The sequence below is a fragment of the Streptomyces sp. NPDC018693 genome (assembly GCF_044391385.1).
In the GTDB taxonomy this organism is placed as follows: domain Bacteria; phylum Actinomycetota; class Actinomycetes; order Streptomycetales; family Streptomycetaceae; genus Streptomyces.
The window spans coordinates 132,121-152,051 of the sequence record NZ_JBIRZZ010000017.1 but is presented as its reverse complement, the minus strand read 5'-3'; the positions used below and the strand labels follow the sequence as shown (position 1 = coordinate 152,051).

The window sequence follows — 19,931 nt, the reverse complement described above, 5'->3', positions numbered from 1 at the left end:
CAGCGTCCCCTACGCGAAGAATGGGAATGACTTCTTCGTCCACGGAGTCATCGTCGCAGACCGCCCAGGGCGAACGTTGACTGATGCGGCACTAGGGTGCGTCCGACTCCCCCGCCGGACCCGCGCGGCGCGCCCGGCTCGGCTGTACCCGCTTCGGCTCGCCCGGCATCTTCGGGTACTCCGGGGGATACGGCAGGTCACCGAGGCCGTGCTCGCGTTCGTCGCGGCGGGCGAGGTCGAGCAGGGCGTCGAGGGAGTAGGCGTGATCGTCCATGTCGGCGTGGACGTCGCCGAGTTCGGCGAAGCGGGCCGGCATGGTGGCGAGGTCGAAGTCGCGGGGGTGGGCGTCGCCGACCTCGTCCCAGCGCAGGGGCGCCGAGACGGGCGCGTGCGGGTGGGGGCGTACGGAGTAGGCGGAGGCGATGGTGCGGTCGCGGGCGGTCTGGTTGTAGTCGAGGAAGATGCGTTCGCCGCGTTCCTCCTTCCACCACTTGATCGTGACCAGGTCGGGCATTCGGCGTTCCATCTCCCGGCCCACGGCGATCGCGGCGCGCCGGACCTCGGTGAAGGTCCAGCGGGGTTCGATGGGCACGAAGACGTGCAGGCCCCGTCCGCCGGATGTCTTGGGCCAGCCGCGCAGGCCGCCGAACTCGTCCAGGAGGGCGCGCAGTTCATGGGCGGCGCGGACAGCGTCGGCGTAGTCGGTGCCGGGCTGCGGGTCGAGGTCGATGCGCAGTTCGTCGGGGCGGTCGACATCGGTGCGGCGGACCGGCCAGGGGTGGAAGGTGAGGGTGCCGTACTGGGCGGCCCACACCACGGCACCCTCCTCGGTGGGGCACATCTCGTCGGCGCTGCGGCCGCTGGGGAAGGTGATGTGAGCGGTGGGGATCCAGTCGGGCAAGTTCTTCGGGGCCCGCTTCTGGAAGAACCACTCGCCGGTCACCCCGTCGGGGTAGCGCTCCAGGGTGGTGGGACGGTCGCGCAGGGCGCGCAGGATGCCGGGGGCGACGGCCAGGTAGTACTGCGCGAGGTCCAGCTTGGTGAAACCGCGCTCCGGGAAGAAGACCTTGTCGGGGTTGGTCAGCCGTACGGTCCGGCCGCCCGCTTCCAGTTCCACCGCATCGCCCATGGGTGCCACGGTAGGCCGAGGGCGCATAGCTCGCACACCAGGCGACTATGGGCATACCGGAGCAGAATCGGCCCTATGGATCTGCCGGTGATGCCGCCCGTGAAGCCGATGCTCGCCAAGTCGGTGGCGACCATTCCGCCGGGCATGCAGTACGAGGCCAAGTGGGACGGGTTCCGGGCGATCGTGTTCCGCGACGGGACGGAGGTGGAGCTGGGCAGCCGCACCGGCAAGACGCTGACCAGGTACTTTCCCGAGCTGGTGATGGCCGTGCGGGAGCGGGTGCCGAAGCGGTGCGTGCTGGACGGGGAGATCGTGATCGCGCGGGAGGGGCGGCTGGACTTCGACGCGCTGACCGAGCGCATCCATCCGGCCGACTCCCGGGTGCGGACGCTGGCCGAGCGGACCCCGGCCTCGTTCGTCGCGTTCGACCTGCTGGCCCTCGACGACCAGTCGCTGCTCGACGTACCGCTGACCGACCGGCGTGAGCTGCTGGTCAGGGCGCTGTCCGGGGTGACGCCCCCGGTGCATCTGGCGCCGGCGACGACCGATGTGGAGGTGGCGCGGCAGTGGTTCGAGGAGTACGAGGGGGCGGGGCTGGACGGGGTGATCGCCAAGCCGCTGACGCTGCGCTACCGGCCCGACGAACGCGTGATGTTCAAGATCAAGCACGAGCGCACGGCGGACGTGGTGGTCGCCGGCTACCGCTTCCACAAGACCGGCCCCGTGGTCGGCTCCCTGCTGCTGGGCCTGTACGACGACCGGGGCGCCCTGCAGCACGTCGGCGTGTCGGCGGCGTTCCCGATGAAACGGCGCGCGGAGCTGGTGGAGGAGCTGGAGCCGCTGCGGATGGACGATGTCGCCGAGCATCCCTGGGCGGCCTGGGATGACGAGGCCGCCCATGAGACCGCCCGGCTGCCGGGCGCGCCGAGCCGCTGGTCGGGCAAGAAGGACCTGTCGTGGGTGCCGCTGCGGCCGGAGCGGGTGGCGGAGGTGGCGTACGACCACATGGAGAACGGGGTGCGTTTCCGGCACACGGCCCGGTTCCGCCGCTGGCGCCCGGACCGTACGCCGGAGAGCTGCACGTACGCCCAGTTGGAGGAACCGGTGCGCTACGACCTCACGGAGATCCTCGGTACGAGCGGGTGACTCGCCGTCCCCAGGAGGTCGCAGTCCCCAGGACGCCGCCGTCCCCCAGGAGGCCGGCGCCCTTCACGGCGTCATGAGCACCTTCACGGCCCCGTCCTGCTTGCGCTGGAACATCTCGTACGCGTGCGGTGCCTCGGTCAGCGGCAGCCGGTGGGTGGCGAAGTCGTCGACGCCGAGGGGGTCCTCGTCGGTGAGGTAGGGCAGGATCTCGTCGCTCCACCGGCGGACGTTGGCCTGGCCCATGCGCATCTGGAGCTGCTTGTCGAAGAGGGTGAGCATCGGCAGCGGGTCGGCGGTGCCGCCGTAGACGCCGACCAGGGAGAGGGTGCCGCCGCGACGCACCAGGTCGATCGCGGTGTGCAGGGCGGCGAGGCGGTCGACGCTGAAGCGCTCCGCCAGGGGGCCGCCGATCCTGCGCGGGAGGATCGACGACGCCTGCTGGGCGAGACGGGCGGCGGCGCTGCCGTGCGCCTCGGTGCCGACGGCGTCGATCACCGCGTCGGGGCCGCGGCCGTCGGTCTCGTCGCGGATCGCCTCGATCAGGTCCTTCTCGGTGTCGAAGGCGCGCAGGTCATAGGTCTCCACGCCGCGGGCGCGGGCCCGTCGCAGCCGGTCCCCGACGAGATCCACGCCGAAGACGCGCCCGGCGCCGCGCACCTGGGCGACCCGGCAGGCCATGTCACCTATGGGGCCGAGGCCGAGTACGGCCACGCTGCCGCCCTGCGGGATGTCGGCGTAGGCGACGGCCTGCCAGGCGGTGGGCAGCACATCGGAGAGGTAGACATAGCGGTCGTCGGGCGGGCCCTCGGGCACCTTGATCGGCCCGTACTGGGCCTGCGGCACGCGCAGGTACTCGGCCTGCGCGCCCGGGACCGCGCCGTACAGCCGGGTGTAGCCGAACAGGGCGGCGCCCATGCCCTCGCCGGTGACCTGGGTGGTCTCGCACTGGGTGGGCAGGGAGTTGAGGCACATCCAGCAGTTGCCGCAGGCGATCTGGAAGGGCACGACGACCCGGTCGCCGGCCTGGAGGTCGGGGACGGCGGGGCCGACCTCCTCGACGATGCCGATCGGTTCGTGGCCGAGGATGTCACCCGGGGTCATGAACGCCGTGAGCACCTCGTACAGGTGCAGGTCGGAGCCGCACAGGCCGCTGGACGTGACGCGGATGACGGCGTCCGTCGGTTCCTGGATCGCCGGGTCGGGCACCGTCTCCACCCGGACTTCCCGCTTGCCCTGCCAGGTCACTGCCTTCATCGCGCCGCACTCCCTCTGCCGTAGCCGGGTCCGGTGATCAGCCGCCCGGGTACCCGGGCGGCTGTGACCGAACCGCGCCCTGAGCCGATCGGCTCAGCATCAGCGAACAGTCGTAAATGATCGGGTATGGCCATTGATGACCCGATAAGTGCACAATCAAGGGATCGAACGGGATGGCGACTGTGGGCACGGCACGAAGAGCGTGGACGCGGCGCGGTGCGACGGCACGAGCACTGCTGGCCGGTGCGATGACGGCCGCCCTGGCGGTGGGCTGCGCCGGCGGCCCGCAGGTCACCCGCGACGACGGGCGCGGCGGGGACCACGACCCGGTCCGCAGCTCGTCACCCGACGGCACAGCGAGCACGGCACCCAGCGGCCCAGCACTCGCGGTGAAGATCGACAACTCCCGCACGGCCCGTCCGCACACCGGTCTGAACGCGGCGGACGTCGTCTACGTCGAGCAGGTCGAGGGCGGGCTGAGCCGGCTGATGGCCGTGTACGCCACCGAGCTGCCCAAGGTGGTCGGCCCGGTGCGCAGCGCCCGCGAGGCCGACCTGGAGCTGCTGCGCCAGTTCGACCGGCCGCTGCTGGCCTTCTCGGGGGCACAGAAGAAGCTCATGCCGCTGATCAACAGGGCGCCCCTGAAGGTGGTGACGCCCGACACGGCGTCCGGCTCCTTCCACCGCGGCCGGACCAGGCCCGCTCCGCACAACCTGTATCTGCGCCCCGGTCGTCTGCTGTCCGAGGCGGCGGGCGAGGAGGCGCTGACCACCGGCTTCCGCTACGGCCCCGCACCCTCCGGCGGCAAGGCCGAGGCGTTCCGCACGGTGCGCTATCCGGCGGCCCGCTTCACCTTCACCTGGTCGGCGGAGCGGGGTCGCTGGCTGGTGTCGATGGACGGCGAGGCGGCGGTGACGACGGACGGCGGCCGCATGGCACCGGCGACGGTGGTGGTGCAGCACGTGAAGGTGCGCAAGAGCGACTTCCACGACTTCCTCGGCAATTACACGCCGTACACCGAGACGGTGGGCTCCGGGACGGCGACGGTGCTGCGGGACGGACGCGCCCACGACGTGCGGTGGGAGCGCGAGAAGGCCGCGGACGGCACGGTCTTCACGACGCGGGACGGCGAGCCGGTCAACTTCGCCGAGGGCCAGGTGTGGGTGGTGTACGCGCAGGCGTCCTGACCGTCCCCGGCCAGCAGCGTGTCAGGTCTGCGCGCCGAGGGGCTCCGCCGGATGGCGCAGCCCCTCCGCCGCGTCCGCGACCCGCCGCATGAGGTCGAAGAACACGGTCTGTTCGTCGGCGGAGAGCGGGGCGAGGAAGACCTGGTTCATCCGGGCGGTGCGCACGGTCAGCCTGCGGTGGGTGCGGACGCCGTCCTCGGTGAGCCGCAGCAGGAAGCGGCGGCCGTCCTCGGGGTCGCGCACCTTGTCGAGCAGTCCCCGTCGGCCGAGGCGGCTGATCACCTCGGCGATGGTGGACCGGTCGAGCCCCACCCGCTCCCCCACGGTCCGCTGATCGAGTCCCGGTTCGGCGACGAGCGTGTTCAGGACGGCGAACTGCGGCGAGGTGATCTCCTCGGAGACCATCGTGTTCCACAGCAGGTAGTGGGCCTGCTGGAGCCGTCGGGCCAGGTGCCCGGGGTGGGTGGTGAGATCCACCGCGGCCATGTGCGCTCCCCTGGTCGGATTGATCGGTGCACTGAACAATACCACCCCTTGACGAGAGAGAACACTGATGACAGCGTGAAAGCGACCTCACTGAAATACTCAGTGCGCTGAGTAATTGGAGAGATGGGGCTTCACGGATGGACAAGGTGGTCGCCACCGCCCGGGAGGCGGTGGCCGATGTGGGCGACGGCGCGTCGCTCGCGGTGGGCGGTTTCGGGCTGAGCGGTGTGCCGAACGTGCTCATCGAGGCGCTGTACGAGCGGGGCGTGTCGGGCCTGTCGGTGGTCTCCAACAACTGCGGGGCCATGGAGTCGGGCCTGGCGGTACTGCTGGCGGCCGGGCGGATCGCCCGGGTGACCGGCTCCTACATCGGCGCGAACAAGGAGTTCGCCCGTCAGTACCTCGCGGGCGAGCTGGAGGTCGAGATGATCCCGCAGGGCACGCTCGCCGAACGGCTGCGCGCCGGTGGCGCCGGGATCCCCGCCTTCTACACCCCGGCCGGGGTCGGCACCCAGGTCGCCGAGGGCGGGCTGCCCTGGCGCTACGACGGTCAGGGCGGCGTCGCGCTGGCCTCGCCGCCGAAGGAGGTGCGGGAGTTCGACGGCACCGAGTACGTGCTGGAGCGCGGCATCCGCACCGACTTCGCGCTGGTGCGCGCGGCGCGGGGCGACCGGCACGGGAACCTGGTGTTCAACAAGTCGTCCCGCAACTTCAACCCGCTGGCCGCGATGGCCGGCCGGGTGACCATCGCCGAGGTCGAGGAGCTGGTCGAGCCGGGCGGGATCGAGCCGGACGCGGTGCATGTGCCGGGCATCTTCGTGCAGCGGGTGGTCGCCCTCACCCCCGGACAGGCGGCGGACAAGAAGATCGAGCGGCGGACGGTGAGCGGCTGATGGCCTGGACGCGTGAGGAGATGGCCGCGCGCGCGGCGCGTGAACTGCGCGACGGCCAGTACGTCAATCTCGGCATCGGCCTGCCGACCCTGATCCCGAATCATCTCCCCGAGGGCGTCGAAGTCGTCCTGGAGAGCGAGAACGGCATCCTGGGCACCGGCCCGTACCCGGCCGAGGACGCCGTCGACCCGGATCTGATCAACGCCGGCAAGGAGACCGTGACCGTCCTGCCGGGCGCGTCCTTCTTCGACTCGGCGCTGTCCTTCTCGATGATCCGCGGCGGGCACATCGATGTCGCGGTGCTCGGCGCGATGCAGGTCTCGCAGCGGGGCGACCTGGCCAACTGGGCGATCCCCGGCAAGCTGATCACCGGCATCGGCGGGGCGATGGACCTGGTGCACGGCGCCCGCACGGTGATCGTGGCGATGACGCACACCGCGAAGGACGGCAGCCCGAAGATCCTCACGGAGTGCACGCTGCCGCTCACCGGCAAGGCGTGTGTGCACCGGGTCATCACCGACCTGGGTGTTCTGGATGTCACCGAGGACGGGCTGGTCCTCGTCGAGACCGCGCCCGGGGTGAGTGTGGACGAGATCACCGCGAAGACGGACGCGAAACTGAGCGTCGCCGAGGAGCTGCTGTGAACCCGGTTTACATCGTGGACGCGGTCCGCACCCCGATCGGCCGTTACAACGGCGCGCTCGCCTCCGTCCGCCCGGACGACCTGGCCGCCCACGCCCTGCGTGAACTCCTCGCCCGCAGCCCCGCCCTGGACCCGTCCCGCATCGAGGACGTCTACTTCGGCAACGCCAACGGCGCCGGCGAGGAGAACCGCAACGTCGGCCGGATGGCCGCCCTCCTCGCCGGTCTGCCGACCTCCGTCCCCGGCGTCACCGTCAACCGCCTGTGCGCCTCCGGCCTGGAGGCGGTCGTCCAGGCGGCCCGCGCCATCGCGGCCGGCGACGCCTCCCTCGCCGTAGCGGGCGGGGTGGAGTCGATGACACGGGCACCGTATGTGTTGCCCAAGCCGGACCGGGCCTTCCCGGCGGCGCACGGCGAGCTGTACTCGACCACGCTCGGCTGGCGCATGGTCAACCCGGAGATGGACCCGCAGTGGACCGTCCCCCTCGGTGAGTCCGCCGAACTCATCGCCGACAAGCACAGGATCACCCGCGAACAGCAGGACGAGTTCGCCCTGCACAGCCATCGCAAGGCGGCCGCAGCGCAGGAACAGGGCCTGTTCGAGGCCGAGTTGGCGCCGGTCACCCTGCCGAACCGCAAGGGAGACCCGGTCGTCCTCGCCGCCGACGAGTGCGTACGACCGGACGCCTCCCTGGAGGCGATGGCCAGGCTCAAGCCGTCCTTCCGTTCCGACGACGACGGCGGCACGGTCACCGCCGGGAACGCCTCGCCGCTCAACGACGGCGCGGCCGCCCTGCTGCTGGCCGACGAGCGGGGCCTGGAGGCCACCGGCCGCGAACCGCTCGCCCGGATCGGCGCGACCGGCGTCTGCGCGCTCGACCCGCACTACTTCGGACTCGCCCCCGTCGAGGCGGTGAACCGCGCACTCGCCAAGGCGGGCAGGACATTCGACGACCTGTCGGTCCTGGAGCTGAACGAGGCGTTCGCCGCCCAGGTGCTCGGCTGTCTCGCCGAGTGGCCCGAGTTCGACCCCGCGATCCTCAACCCGCAGGGCGGCGCCATCGCCCTCGGCCACCCCCTCGGGGCCTCCGGTGCCCGCCTCGCCGGCACCGTCGCCCATCAACTCGCCCGCCGCGGCACCGGTACCGGTGTCGCCACCCTCTGCATCGGCGTGGGCCAGGGCCTCGCCCTCGTCCTGGAACGCTGACCACCCCTCAGGAGTCCCCCATGGCTCTCACCCAGCACGACATCGACCAGGAGATCGCGGCCGCGCACGCCGCGTACGAGAAGCGGATCGCCGACGGCGCGCCCGTCGAGCACCATCCGCGCCGCGACTACGCGCCGTACCGGTCCTCGCTCCTGCGCCACCCCAGGCAGCCGCCCGTCAACATCGACGTCAGCAAGGACCCGGAGGCGGTCGAACTCGTCTCCCCGGCCTTCGGCGAACGGGACATCACCGAGATCGACAACGACCTCACCCGGCAGCACACGGGCGAGCCCATCGGTGAGCGCATCACCGTCTCCGGACGGCTGCTGGACCGCGCCGGGCGTCCCGTGCGCGGCCAGCTGATCGAGATCTGGCAGGCGAACTCCGCCGGCCGCTACGCCCATCAGCGGGAGCAGCACGACGCCCCGCTGGACCCGAACTTCACCGGCGTCGGCCGCACCCTCACCGACGACGACGGCCACTACCACTTCACCACCGTCCAGCCGGGCCCCTACCCCTGGCGCCAGCACGTCAACGCCTGGCGGCCGGCCCACATCCACTTCTCGGTCTTCGGCACGGCGTTCACCCAGCGGCTGGTGACGCAGATGTACTTCCCGAACGACCCGCTGTTCCCCTACGACCCGATCCTGCAGTCCGTGACGGACGACGCGGCGCGGCAGCGGCTGATCGCGACGTACGACCACAGCCTGTCGGTGCCGGAGTTCTCGATGGGCTACCACTGGGACATCGTGCTCGACGGACCGTCCGCCACCTGGATCGAAGAGGGACGCTGACCCGCCATGACGAAGATCGACACCAGCCGTCCGGAGACGGTGCTGCCCACCCCCTCCCACACGGTCGGCCCCTTCTACGGCCATGCCCTGCCCTTCCCCGGCGGCGGCGACATCGCCCCCGTCGGCCACCCGGACGCGATCGCCCTCCAGGGATACGTGTACGACGGCGAGGGCAGGCCGCTCCCGGACGCCTTCCTCGAACTGTGGGGCCCGGACCCCGACGGCACCGTCGCGCGGGTCGACGGCTCGATGCGGCGCGACCCCGCGAGCGGCGGCTTCCTGGGCCGCAACGGAGTGGAGTTCACCGGCTGGGGGCGCGTCCAGACCGATGCGGGCGGCCACTGGTCGGCGCGGACGCTGCGGCCCGGCGCGCGCGGGCGCAGCGCCCCCCACCTCAGCGTGTGCGTGTTCGCGCGCGGGCTGCTGGTGCATCTGTTCACCCGGATCTACCTGCCGGGCGACGAGGCCGCGCTGGCCGCCGATCCGCTGCTCTCCCGGCTGCCGGCCGGGCGACGCGACACGCTGATCGCCCAGGGCGACGGCGCGGGCCCGTACCGTTTCGACATCCGCCTTCAGGGCGAGGGCGAGACGGTCTTCCTGGAGTTCCAGTGACTCCCCCACCCTTCGGGCGGGAGGTGCCCCCAGCCGACAGCGGCCTGCTCGCCCCCGGGTGGGCCGACTCCCCCGCCGCGGCCGCGACGAGCGACACCGCGTACCTGCGGGCGCTGCTCGATGCGGAGGCCGCCCTGACCAGGGCGCAGGCCGCCCTCGGCCTCGCTCCGGCCGAGGCGGCGCGGGCGGTCACCGAGGCGGCCGACGCGGACCGGTTCGACGTGCGGTCCCTGGCGGAGCGGGCCCGCGCCGGGGGCAACCCGGTGATCCCGCTGGTCGCCGATCTGACGAAGGCGGTCGGCGACCCGTACGGCCCGTACGTCCACCGGGGGGCGACCAGCCAGGACATCATGGACACGGCGGCGATGCTGGTCGCCGTGCGCACGCTCGGCCTGGTCCTCGGCGACCTGGACCGCACGGAGCGGGCACTGGCCCGGCTCGCCGCCGAGCACCGGGACACCGCGATGCCGGGCCGGACGCTCACCCAGCACGCCGTACCGACGACGTTCGGGCTGAAGGCGGCCGGGTGGCGGTCGCTGGTGCTGGACGCCCGGGACCGGGTCACGGCCGTACGGGACTCCCTGCCCGCCCAACTGGGGGGCGCGGCCGGGACGTTGGCCGCCTTCGGCGCGTACGGCGCGGACGATCCGATGGCGCTGCCGGCGGCCTATGCCCGCGAACTCGGCCTGCGGGCACCGGAGTTGCCCTGGCACACCCTGCGGACGCCGGTCGCCGATCTCGCCGGGTGCCTCGCCCTCACGGCCGGCGCGCTCGGCAAGCTCGCCGTGGACGTCCTCACCCTCTCCCGCACCGAGATCGCCGAGGTCGCGGAGAACACGGCGAGCGGCGGCGGCGGTTCGTCCGCCATGCCGCACAAGTCCAATCCCGTACGGTCCACCCTCATCGCCGCCGCGGCGCGGCGGGCACCGCAGCTCGCGGCCACGCTGTACGGGGCGCTGGCGGCGGAGGACGAGCGGCCTGCCGGGGCCTGGCACGCGGAGTGGGAGCCGCTCCGGGACCTGCTGCGGCTGGCCGGCGGCGCCGCACGGGACGCCGCCGCGCTGGCCGAGGGGCTGCGGGTACGACCCGATGCCATGCGGGAACACCTGGATCTGACCCACGGTTCGATCGTCTCCGAGCGGCTGTCCGCCGAGCTCGCCCCGGTGCTGGGGCGGGCCCGCGCCAAGGAACTCCTCACCCGGCTGGCGTCCGAGGGCCGACCGCTCGACCAGGCGCCGGAGCTGGCGGACCTGGACCTCGACCCCACGCACTACACCGGCTCCGCGGGAGCCCTCACCGACCGTGCTCTGGAGCGACGTTGACCCTCCTCGACCACCGCGGCGAAGGGCCGGTCTCCGCGCCCCCGCTGCTCCTCGGACCCTCGCTCGGCACCTCGTGCTCCCTGTGGGACGAGGTGGCGCCCGAGCTGTCGGCCACCCATCGGGTGGTGCGCTGGGACCTGCCCGGGCACGGCGGCTCGGCGGCGGACCTCATCCGGCCCGGCGCCACCGTCGCCGACCTCGCCGCTCTGGTGCTCGCCCTCGCCGACTCGCTCGGCGTCGAGCGGTTCGCCTACGCGGGGGTGTCCCTGGGCGGCGCCGTCGGCCTGCATCTCGCCGTGCACCACCCGGAGCGGATCACCTCCCTGGCCGTGATCTGTTCGTCGGCCCACTTCAACGGGGCGCGGCCGTGGGAGGAGCGGGCCGCGCTGGTGCGACGCGAAGGGCTGGCGGGGCTGGCGGAGACGGCGGACGCACGCTGGTTCACGCCCGGGTTCACCGTGCCGCGCCTGGTCCAGGACCACCGGGACGCCGATCCGGGCGCGTACGCCGCCTGCTGTGACGCGCTGGCAGCGTTCGATCTGCGGGAACGGCTCGGCGAGATCGCCGTACCCACGCTGCTGGTGGCCGGCCGGGAGGATCCGGCGACCCCGCCGGCGCATCTGCGGGAGATCGCGGACGCCGTGCCGGGCGCGGCGCTCGTCGAGATACCGGGCGCCTCGCATCTGGCGCCCGCGCAGTGCCCCCAGGCCGTGCTGACCGCGCTGCGCGCGCACTTCGACGGCGGCGGCGCCCGGCGGGGCATGGCGGTACGGCGTGCGGTCCTCGGCGACGCGCACGTGGACCACGCGCAGGCCCGGCAGACCCCGTTCACCGCGCGCTTCCAGGACTTCATCTCCCGCTACGCCTGGGGTGAGATCTGGACCGACCCGACGCTGACCCGCCGTGAGCGCAGCATGATCACGCTGACCGCCCTGGTGGCGCACGGACACTACGACGAGCTCGCGATGCACGTCCGGGCGGCGCGGCGCAACGGACTGACGCCGGAGGAGATCGGCGCCGTCCTGCTGCAGACGGCCGTGTACTGCGGGGTCCCGGCGGCGAACTCGGCGTTCGCCACGGCTCAGCGGGTCCTGGCCGAGGAGGACGACCACCGCTGACGGGTCACCGCGCCTCCAGCGCGGGCAGCTGCCCCAGTGCCCGCTCCGCCTGGGCCGCGAGGCCGTCCGCGCCACAGGAACGGGCCAGGGTCAGGCCCCGGTCGAGCTCGGCGGCGGAGCGGGCGGCGATGCCGTACTCGACGCGGGCCGCGGCGTGTTCGTACTGGCAGGGCGACGCCTCCAGATACGTGACCGCCTGGCCGGCGAGCTGGACCCGTCGGCGGCCGGTCTCCAGGGCGGCGGCGCAGCGCAGGGCCTCGCCGATGGCGGTGTCGGTGCCGAAGCGCTCGGCCTGTCGGCGGGCGTCGGCGGCGAGCCGGGCGGCCCGGGCCGGGTCCTCGGCGGCGAGGGCGCGGGCGAGGTCGGCCGCCCAGGGGACCATCACCGGGTTGAGGTGGCCGCGGGCGGCCGCCGCCTTCTCGGCCTCCGCCAGTTCGTTGACGCCGTCCTGGGCGCGGCCGACGGCGAGCAGCAGCCGGCCGCGCACCGAGCGCGGGTCGGGCAGCACGATCGTCGACGGGTACGGCGGCGCGAAGCCGTACTGTTCGGCGATCCGCCACGCCTCGTCGACATGGCCGCGGGCGAGCAGCGTGTCGACCAGGTTGCAGGTCGCCGACCAGTACAGGGGCAGTCCGCGGCCGACGCGCTCGGCGAGCCGGAGCGACTCGCGCAGGGACTTCTCGGCGTCCCTCAGGCGGCCGCGCCGGCGGTGGCCGAGCCCGACGTAGGCGTGGGCCAGGGCCAGGTGGCCGCCGCTCCAGCGGGCGGACTCATAGGCGTTGAGGGCTTCCGTGAAGAGGGCCTCGGCGCGGTCGAGGCGGTCGGTGTAGGCGTAGGAGCTGGCCAGCATCATGGGCAGTTCCAGGCCCCACTCGGTGTCGGTCCAGCCGAGTCCGGGTGCGAGCCGGCCGTTGACGAGGGCGCGGTCGCAGATCTCGACGACCTCCTCGGCGTTCTCGCCGTGGGTCATGGCGTCGAAGCCGCGCAGGATGAGCAGGGCGCGCTCGGAGTTGTCGCGGCCGGTGCAGGTGGCGGCGAGGGCGGCGAGCCGCTCGGAGCGCCCCGGGGTGGTGGTCTCACCGGCGTGGACGCCCTCCCACATGAACTGCACGGCCTGCAGCCGCATCCGGGCCGGTCCCGGGGCCAGCCGGGCGGCCTCCGCCTCGACGGTGCGGACGGCCTCCTCCAGCTCGTTGTTGTGGAGCAGCGCCTGGGAGAGGCGGTAGACGGCGTCGACGCGGTCGGCGCCCTCAAGGCCCGGCAGGGCGAGCGCGGTCCTGAGGTGGCCGATGGTGGTCGCGGGCGCGGTGAGCAGGGTGGCGCAGCCCAGTTCGTAGAGCACGCGCGCGTGGACGTGCGGGCGGGGCGGCTCGGCCAGGGCGCGTTCCAGGCAGCGGCGGGCCGCGTCGGGCGCGCCGACGGCGAGGTGTTCGCGGGCGGCCTCGCGCAGCTGCGCGACGAGTTCCTCGTCGTCGTCCGGGTGGACCTGGAGCAGGTGCCGGGAGGCGGCCGCGACGCCCTTGCCGGCCTGGGTGACGATCTGTGCGGCGATGCCGTGCATGGCCGTGCGCAGGGCGTCGGGAACGGAGTTGTAGACGGCGGTGGCGATCAGCGGGTGCACGAACACCAGCTCGCCGTCGGCGGCGGGGCCGGCCGTGGCGTCGGGTGCGGTGAGGATGCGGGCACCGCGCAGGAGTTCGGCGCAGTTCCGGGCGTCGTCATGGTCGAGGCCGGAGAGGCGGGCCACCTGGTCGACGGTGATCCCGGCGCCGAGGATGGCGGCCGCCCAGGCGAACCGGGTGGCGTCCACGCCGAGTTCCTCCAGGCGGGCGACCAGCCCGCCGCCGCGCGCGGACCGGTTGAGCGGGCGCAGTTCGGCCGCGGAGGACTCGGTCGGCTCCAGCTCGCTGTCCAGGACCTTGGCGAGGAGTTCGACGGTGTCGTACGGGTTGCCGCCGGTGACCGCCCACACCTCGCGGCAGAACGGCGCGTCGGCGTGGGCGCCCACGGTTGCGCGGGTGAGTCCGGCTACCGCGTCCGGGGTGAGCGCGCTCAGGCCGGTCACGGCGGCGCCGGCGACGGCGGCGACCGCGTCGAGGCAGCGGGCGGCCTCGCCGCTCACCTCGCCGTCCCGGCGGGCGACGACGACCAGCGCGGGCAGGTCGTCCAGGCGTTCGACGAAGGCGGCCAGCCAGTGCAGGGTCTCCAGGTCGGCCCACTGCGCGTCGTCGACCAGCAGCACCAGCGGCCACTCCCGCCGGGCCAGGCGGCGTACGGCGGCGACCAGGCCGTCGGAGACGTTCCGCGGGTCGGCCGACGGACCGTCCGGCTCCGCAATGCCGAGGGCGGGGCCGGCGACGGGGTACCAGTCGCCGAGGTACTCGCGGGCCTCCTCGGGCAGCATCGACAGCAGGGCGGGCTGCAGCAGTTGTCGTACGACGTTGAAGGGGACCGACCTGAGGGTCTCGCCGCCGCGCGCCGACCAGACCGTGCAGCCGCATGCCTCGGCGATGCGGCGGGTCTCGGCCAGCAGGGCCGTCTTGCCGAGGCCGGCGTCGCCGCGGAACACCAGCAGTCGGCCCGAGGACGACCGGTCGGCACGCAGTGTCTCCACCGCCCGCGCGATGGCGGCGACCTCCTTGTCGCGCTCCCACAGGGAGGCCGAGGCGGCCGCCGTCGGCCGTACCTCCGTCATCCCGCTACCTCCCCAAGTCGCCCGAACGACGTACAGAACCCGAGGGTAGCTCCCCGTAGGCCCACACGGTGGCCCGTCCGGGCAGGTGTTCCCTCGACGGGTGACATCACCCCGCCCGACGACGCGCCGGGGGCCTGCGCGGGGGCGGATGGGGCGTCAACATGGCGGACATGTCGTGAAGTTGACGGCGAGTGAGGTACTGCGCGGGTGGGGTGCGGTTGGAGCGTGGCGGGAGGCGGCGGCCAAGAGGCGGGGGCCGGCGGGCAAGGGGCGGGGGGCCAGCACGCAAGGGCTGGGGGTCGGCGGGCAAGGGCGGGGAGCCGGCGGGCAAGGGCCGGGGGTCGGTCGGCACGCAAGGGCCGGGGGTCGGCGGGCAAGGGTGGCGGCCCGTCAGGGCTTGGGCGGAGCTGGCCGGAGCGGGCCCAGGAGCGACCGCCGACCGCCGATGGTCAGGGGGAACAGCCCGCCAGAACTCGCGCGGACCCAGCCGCAGTAGGGCCCGGGCCGACAGACAGCGGAGAACGGTCCGCCGGAACTCGCGCGGACCGGCCGCGGTAGGGCCGGGCCGACGGGCAACACAGAACAGCCCGCCAGAACTCGCGCGGACCCCACCGCAGGGGCGGGGTTGGCGGGCGGCGGGGGTGGCCCGGCAGGTGAGCTACGTCGGCGGGCACGCGGGTGCCTCCCCCTCTCATCCGGTTTTCACCGTCGCCTCATACGGTGGGGGCATGACGCAGGTGACTCCTCCGGGGTGGTATCCCGACCCCGGGCAGACAAGTGACGGTCCCGCCTCCGAGCGCTGGTGGGACGGCAAGGCATGGACGGACCAGACCCGCCCCGCGGGTTCGGCCGCCGCATGGGGGCCGCCGGCGCAGGCGCCGACCGCCGGGGATCAGGCGGGGTTCGCGGCGCACCCGACCCAGTCGGCCTTCCCGGCCTATCCGGGGTTGCCCGCACCGGCTCCGCCGCCGCGGCGCGCGCTGCGGACGGGTATTGCCGTCGCCGCGGCGGTCGCGGTGCTGGCGAGCATCGGGGTCGGCGTGTACGCGCTGACCAAGGACGACGGCGGCGGCGGCGACGGGCCGGGCACGGCGCAGGGGCCCCGCGGCCAGGACGGTCCCGGCGACCGGGGCGGCGACGGTGACTCGGGGGGCGGTTCCGGTGGGGACTCGCCGTCGCCCCGGTCGTCCGAGGCACCCGAGATCAAGAGCGGCTCGGTGCCCGACCCCGTCAACGGCATCAGCATCCCCGTGCCCAAGGGCTGGACGGGCCAGCAGATGGACGTCGGGGCCCAGGTGATGTCCGACACGACGTACAAGTGTCCGGGCGACACCTCCAAGACCTGCACCAAGGGCGGCGTGTACTCCGTGCCGAACCAGGTGCTGGGCACCAGGGGCAGCACGCCCGAGGAGGTGGCCAAGGCAGACATCTCGGCCAACGCCGAGGAGTCCTACGGCGGCTCCACCTACGGCTCGATCACCTCGCACGAGGTGCTCGCCTCCAAGGCGGTGACCGTGGCCGGGCAGAAGGGCTACATGGTCCGCTGGAAGGCGATCACCAGTGACGGCGTCGACGGCTATGTCGAGTCGCTGGTCTTCCCCTCGCCCGTCGACTCCGCCCGCCTGGTGGTGTTGCGCTTCGGGCTGGACGCCGACCAGGAGGTGTCGCTCCTCGACACCATCAGGCAGGGCATCGCGGTGTCGAAGGGCGGGGGCAGCGGCCAGAGCGTCTGATCCGCACGGCCGGCCGGACGAGCCGACCGGGTGGGGCGCCCTCCGCTCAAGGGGAACCCCACCCGGCCGGGGGGTGTGCGCCGCCCCCGTCCCCACGGTGCGGCGCGAGCAGGTCACCGTCCAGTCATCCCGTGGACGGCGGCCTGAGCCTGTGGCCCGCCTGTGCGGTCCGCGTCTCAGGTGAGGCCGAGTGCCGGCAGCACCGTGGCCTCCACAAATCTCAGTAGATACTCCGAATCGGCCTGATGCCCGTCGATCACGGGCCGCACCCGCAGCACGCCGTACAACTGCGCGGGCACGAACTCCAGCGCCGGGTGGTCCGCCGGGACCTCCCCGCGCTCGACCCCGCGCCGCAGGATCTCCCTGAGCGCGGCCATCTCCGGCTCGACCAGCGCCTCGCGCAGTGCTCTCTGGAGCGCGGGGTCCTGCATGACCGCGTGACCGAGGGCCTGCAGCAGACGGGTGTCCTCGGCCGCCCACTCGCCGCCCGCCCGGGCGGCCTCTCGCAGGTCACCGGCGAGCGTGCCGGTGTCGATGCCGGCGAAGCGCGCCTGATGGCAGGAGCGCAGGGCCGCCGCCACGAACTGGGGCTTGGTCTTCCACTGCCGGTAGAGGGTCGACTTGCTGCACCGCGTGCTGGCGGCGACGCCCTCCATGGTGACGGCGTCGTACCCGCTCTCGCGGACCTGGTCGAGGACGGCGTCGAAGAACTCCTGCTCACGCTCGCGCGTCAGCTTGGAGCGGCGCGACGCGGCGACCGTCACCGGTCCGTCCGCGGCCTGCGACGTCATCGGTCTGTCTCCTCGCTCGATCGTCTTGAACATCTGCGGAGTGCGGTCCGGCCTTCCTGTGTCCAGTGTGGCGCAGATCAACCGACTCCATCGATACGCCAGTGTACCGGTACACGAGCGTATCGGTACACTGCCGTATCGGTACGATCCCGTATCGATGGGTTCTCGACGCAGCGAGGGCCGCGCACCACCGTCACCGAAGGGGCCGGGGGATGAATGCCCGCACCGAGCCTGCCGAAGCGGAGTCCCACGCGACCCCGCGGCCGCCGATAGTCCGCGAGCTCCTGCTGGTCGCGGGGCTCTTCCTCGTCTACAAGCTCGGGCGTCAGCTGGCGACCGGGCACACCGGCGAGGCGTTCCGGAACGCGCGAGACGTGTGGCACGCCGAGCGGTGGCTCCGATTGCCCGGCGAGGACTGGGTGCAGTCGCTGCTGCTGCACGGCGACACACTGGTACGCCTCGCGAACACCTACTACGCGACCGTCCACTTCCCGGCCACGGCGGCCTTCCTGGTCTGGCTCTATCTGCGCCGGCCCGCCCACTACGTCTGGGCCCGCCGGGTGCTGGCCGCGGTCACCGCCGCGGCACTGGTGCTGCATCTGGCGATGCCGCTGGCCCCGCCCCGGATGCTGGCCGCGACCGGGCTGATCGACACCGGCGCCGTGTACGGGCCCTCGGTGTACGGGCCGCCGGAGTCCGACCAGTTGTCGAACCAGTTCGCGGCGATGCCCTCCCTGCACTTCGGCTGGGCGCTGATGGTGGCGATCGGTCTGATCGTGGCGACCCGGTCCCGTTGGCGCCGGCTCTGGCTGCTGCATCCGGCGCTGACGCTGCTGGTGATCGTGGGCACCGCCAACCACTACTGGGTCGACGCGATCGCGGCCGCCGTCCTGCTCGGCGCCGCCCTCGCGGTGATCCGCGTGCCGCGGCGCGGGGCGGCCACCGCCGGGCACGGGACGCCCGTACCGGCCGAGGAGGCGCGGACACGGGGCACAACGCTGGTGGGGGCGGCCCGATGAGCGCCACCCTGCTCGCCGTCGTCCTGTCGCTGTTCTCCGCCGTCGCCTACGCGGCCGCGGCCGTCGCGCAGGAACGGCTGGCCGCACGCTCCCCCGGCACCGGGTTGCTGCGGCTGCTGCGCCGTGGCGCCTGGTGGTGGTCGGTGGGGCTGAACGCCTCCGCCGCCCTGTTGCACGTCGTCGCGCTGAAGTACGGGCCGCTGACCGTCGTACAGCCGCTGGGCGCGCTCACCCTGGTGGCGGCCGTGCCGCTGGGGGCGCGGGTGGCGGGGCGGCGGGTCCGCGCGGACGAGTGGCGCGGCACCGTGTTCACCCTGGTGGGGCTGGCCGCGATCCTGGTCACCGCGTCCGGGCACGCCCCCGATGATGTGCTGAGCGCGCCCGAGGCGGTCGCGGTGGCGGGGGTCACGGCGGCGCTGATCGGGCTGCTGGCCCGGCCGGGCGCCCGGCCCGGGCTGCGGCACGCGACCGCGTCGGGGTTCGCCTCCGGGGTCGCCTCGGCGCTCACCCAGACGGTGACGGTGGCCGCCACGGACCGCTCGGGTCCGGGCTTGAGCGTGCAGGTGATCGGGGTGGCGCTGCTGGTCGCCGCGTTCGCGGCGGCGGGGCTGCTGCTGTCCCAGACCGCCTACCGGGACGGCCTGGGCGCGCCGCTGGCCGTGGTGACACTGGCCAACCCGGTGGCTGCCGCGACGATCGGCCTCACCCTGCTCGGCGAACGCCTCCAGGGCGGGGCGGCCGGCGTGCTGCTCGCACTGGCGGGAGCGGGTCTGGCGTCCCGGGGCGTGGTACTGCTGTCCCGGACGACACCCGAGCCGCACCAGGCTCGCGGGTACGACGACGAGGCACACCCGGTCGCCGCCGTACTGGCACTGGCCCCGGAGTCCGCCTCGACGGAGTCCCCGCTGATTCCCCGGCCGGCGCGGGCCGAACCGGGGCAGCTGACGCCGCTGTAGGGCAAGGGCCCGGCGCCGCCCCCGCGGTCCAGCTCGGTGGAACCCACACCGACGCCCCGCCGAGCCGGAGCACCTCACGCCGCTGCGGGAAGGCCCCCGCGTGGATCAGCCGAACCCGCGTGCGTCCTGCTTGAGTGCCGTGTCGACGGTCAGGGCCGTGGCGACCACGAGGCTCAGGAGGGGCTCGGGGAGCTGGTAGTGGATCTGGAGGACGTAGTTGTCGGCGGTGGTGAACATCGTCTTGGCGAGGCCCTCCCAGGTCTTGGTGATGCGGGCGACCTCGTTGTCCGCGTGGTCGACGACGGCGAAGTTCCAGGCGCGCCAGTTCTCCGCCTTGATCGCGCCGACCTGCTGACCATCGGCGTTGATCGCGAAGTTGATCTTGCCGATGACGTTCTGCTGGACGATCTCGCCGATCTGCTGTCCGTCCGGCCGCGCCACGATCACCCGAGACTTGAGGAACTTCGCGGGCCGGGTGAGCACCAGCACGGGCCGGCCGTAGGCGTCGCGGATCTCCAGCTTGTGCGTCATGAACTGGTCGATGCTGGCGACGAAGCGGACGGCCTTCTTCAGCGCGCTCTGACCGACCTGGACCACCGAGCCGAGCTGATTGCCGTGCTGGTCCATGACCTTGTACTCGTTGGTCAGCTCGATCAGCTTGGCCTTCTGGTTCACCACCAGGACCGGCTCGGTGAACAGGGTGCCGCCGCCGGCGCCGCTGGGCGCGACGCCGGCCTGCTGCTGCACCTGGCGCTGGACCCGCGGGTCGGGCCCGGCCGGCTGCGCCGGCACCTGCGGCGCGGGCTGGGCCTGCTGGGCGGCCTGGATGTGCTGCGTCCACTGGGTGCCGTCCCAGTAGCGCATCGTCTGGGGCGCGCCGTGCGGATCCGGGTACCAGCCTGCAGGTGTGTTCGAATGCGTGGTCACCGGGGCACACTACCCCGACC

At 73.3% G+C, this 19,931-nt stretch carries 18 protein-coding genes; 12 read left to right on the top strand and 6 right to left on the bottom strand.

Translation table 11 applies throughout. The annotated features are described in order from the left end of the window. Positions 1-91 precede the first annotated feature (91 nt). Positions 92-1,129 (bottom strand): non-homologous end-joining DNA ligase, encoded by a 1,038-nt coding sequence (gene ligD / locus ACH5AC_RS32485; protein ID WP_398865844.1) that lies wholly within the window; start codon positions 1,127-1,129, stop codon positions 92-94. Between the two features lie 75 nt (positions 1,130-1,204). Here ligD and ACH5AC_RS32480 point away from each other — a divergent pair, with 75 nt between their 5' ends. Next, complete coding sequence (locus tag ACH5AC_RS32480) at positions 1,205-2,275, top strand: ATP-dependent DNA ligase (protein WP_398865843.1); 1,071 nt, start codon at positions 1,205-1,207, stop codon at positions 2,273-2,275. A gap of 63 nt (positions 2,276-2,338) precedes the next feature. Here ACH5AC_RS32480 and ACH5AC_RS32475 read toward each other — a convergent pair whose 3' ends face one another. After that, positions 2,339-3,529 carry a zinc-dependent alcohol dehydrogenase gene (locus ACH5AC_RS32475; RefSeq protein WP_398865842.1) on the bottom strand — a complete coding sequence of 397 codons (1,191 nt, stop codon included), beginning with the start codon at positions 3,527-3,529 and terminating at the stop codon, positions 2,339-2,341. Positions 3,530-3,702: 173 nt separating this feature from the next. On the opposite strand from ACH5AC_RS32475, the gene ACH5AC_RS32470 reads away from it, so the two are divergent. Next, positions 3,703-4,716 (top strand): DUF3048 domain-containing protein, encoded by a 1,014-nt coding sequence (locus ACH5AC_RS32470; protein ID WP_398865841.1) that lies wholly within the window; start codon positions 3,703-3,705, stop codon positions 4,714-4,716. Positions 4,717-4,737: 21 nt separating this feature from the next. On the opposite strand, the gene ACH5AC_RS32465 is transcribed toward ACH5AC_RS32470, so the two are convergent. After that, positions 4,738-5,202 carry a MarR family winged helix-turn-helix transcriptional regulator gene (locus tag ACH5AC_RS32465; RefSeq protein ID WP_398865840.1) on the bottom strand — a complete coding sequence of 155 codons (465 nt, stop codon included), beginning with the start codon at positions 5,200-5,202 and terminating at the stop codon, positions 4,738-4,740. 137 nt (positions 5,203-5,339) lie between these two features. On the opposite strand from ACH5AC_RS32465, the gene ACH5AC_RS32460 reads away from it, so the two are divergent. The 7 genes from ACH5AC_RS32460 to pcaD are packed head-to-tail and all read left to right on the top strand — an operon-like array spanning position 5,340 to position 11,790. Then, positions 5,340-6,095, top strand: coding sequence for a CoA transferase subunit A (locus tag ACH5AC_RS32460; protein WP_398865839.1), 756 nt, complete (start codon positions 5,340-5,342; stop codon positions 6,093-6,095). Beyond that, positions 6,095-6,739 carry a CoA transferase subunit B gene (locus tag ACH5AC_RS32455; RefSeq protein WP_398865837.1) on the top strand — a complete coding sequence of 215 codons (645 nt, stop codon included), beginning with the start codon at positions 6,095-6,097 and terminating at the stop codon, positions 6,737-6,739. The genes ACH5AC_RS32460 and ACH5AC_RS32455 overlap by 1 nt, the downstream gene beginning before the upstream one ends. Next, positions 6,736-7,944, top strand: coding sequence for a thiolase family protein (locus ACH5AC_RS32450; protein ID WP_398865836.1), 1,209 nt, complete (start codon positions 6,736-6,738; stop codon positions 7,942-7,944). The genes ACH5AC_RS32455 and ACH5AC_RS32450 overlap by 4 nt, the downstream gene beginning before the upstream one ends. A 20-nt stretch (positions 7,945-7,964) precedes the next feature. Further along, the gene (pcaH, locus tag ACH5AC_RS32445) at positions 7,965-8,738 is read left to right on the top strand and encodes a protocatechuate 3,4-dioxygenase subunit beta (protein ID WP_398865835.1); all 774 of its coding nucleotides are present in this window, start codon (positions 7,965-7,967) and stop codon (positions 8,736-8,738) included. A gap of 6 nt (positions 8,739-8,744) precedes the next feature. Further along, positions 8,745-9,350, top strand: a complete 606-nt coding sequence (pcaG, locus tag ACH5AC_RS32440) for a protocatechuate 3,4-dioxygenase subunit alpha (protein WP_398865834.1) — start codon at positions 8,745-8,747, stop codon at positions 9,348-9,350. Next, the gene (pcaB, locus tag ACH5AC_RS32435; RefSeq protein WP_398865832.1) at positions 9,347-10,672 is read left to right on the top strand and encodes a 3-carboxy-cis,cis-muconate cycloisomerase; all 1,326 of its coding nucleotides are present in this window, start codon (positions 9,347-9,349) and stop codon (positions 10,670-10,672) included. The genes pcaG and pcaB overlap by 4 nt, the downstream gene beginning before the upstream one ends. After that, entirely contained in the window at positions 10,669-11,790 is a 1,122-nt protein-coding gene (gene pcaD / locus ACH5AC_RS32430; RefSeq protein ID WP_398865831.1) for a 3-oxoadipate enol-lactonase, read from the top strand. Before pcaB ends, pcaD begins: the two co-directional genes overlap by 4 nt. Positions 11,791-11,794: 4 nt before the next feature. Here pcaD and ACH5AC_RS32425 read toward each other — a convergent pair whose 3' ends face one another. Next, positions 11,795-14,485, bottom strand: a complete 2,691-nt coding sequence (locus tag ACH5AC_RS32425; protein ID WP_398865830.1) for an ATP-binding protein — start codon at positions 14,483-14,485, stop codon at positions 11,795-11,797. Positions 14,486-15,213: 728 nt separating this feature from the next. Between ACH5AC_RS32425 and ACH5AC_RS32420 the strand changes: the two genes are divergently transcribed. Continuing rightward, positions 15,214-16,218, top strand: coding sequence for a DUF2510 domain-containing protein (locus tag ACH5AC_RS32420; protein WP_398865829.1), 1,005 nt, complete (start codon positions 15,214-15,216; stop codon positions 16,216-16,218). A gap of 176 nt (positions 16,219-16,394) precedes the next feature. Here the strand turns inward: ACH5AC_RS32420 and ACH5AC_RS32415 are convergent, their stop codons facing one another. Further along, positions 16,395-17,009: a TetR/AcrR family transcriptional regulator C-terminal ligand-binding domain-containing protein gene (locus tag ACH5AC_RS32415; RefSeq protein WP_398865828.1), complete on the bottom strand. Its 615-nt coding sequence runs from the start codon at positions 17,007-17,009 to the stop codon at positions 16,395-16,397. Between the two features lie 212 nt (positions 17,010-17,221). Here ACH5AC_RS32415 and ACH5AC_RS32410 point away from each other — a divergent pair, with 212 nt between their 5' ends. After that, entirely contained in the window at positions 17,222-18,028 is an 807-nt protein-coding gene (locus tag ACH5AC_RS32410; RefSeq protein ID WP_398865827.1) for a phosphatase PAP2 family protein, read from the top strand. Beyond that, a complete protein-coding gene (locus ACH5AC_RS32405; protein ID WP_398865826.1) occupies positions 18,025-18,984 on the top strand; it encodes a DMT family transporter in 960 nt (319 codons plus the stop codon). Before ACH5AC_RS32410 ends, ACH5AC_RS32405 begins: the two co-directional genes overlap by 4 nt. Positions 18,985-19,089: 105 nt before the next feature. Here ACH5AC_RS32405 and ACH5AC_RS32400 read toward each other — a convergent pair whose 3' ends face one another. Continuing rightward, positions 19,090-19,911, bottom strand: a complete 822-nt coding sequence (locus ACH5AC_RS32400) for a phospholipid scramblase-related protein (protein ID WP_398865825.1) — start codon at positions 19,909-19,911, stop codon at positions 19,090-19,092. Between the last annotated feature and the right edge of the window lie 20 nt (positions 19,912-19,931).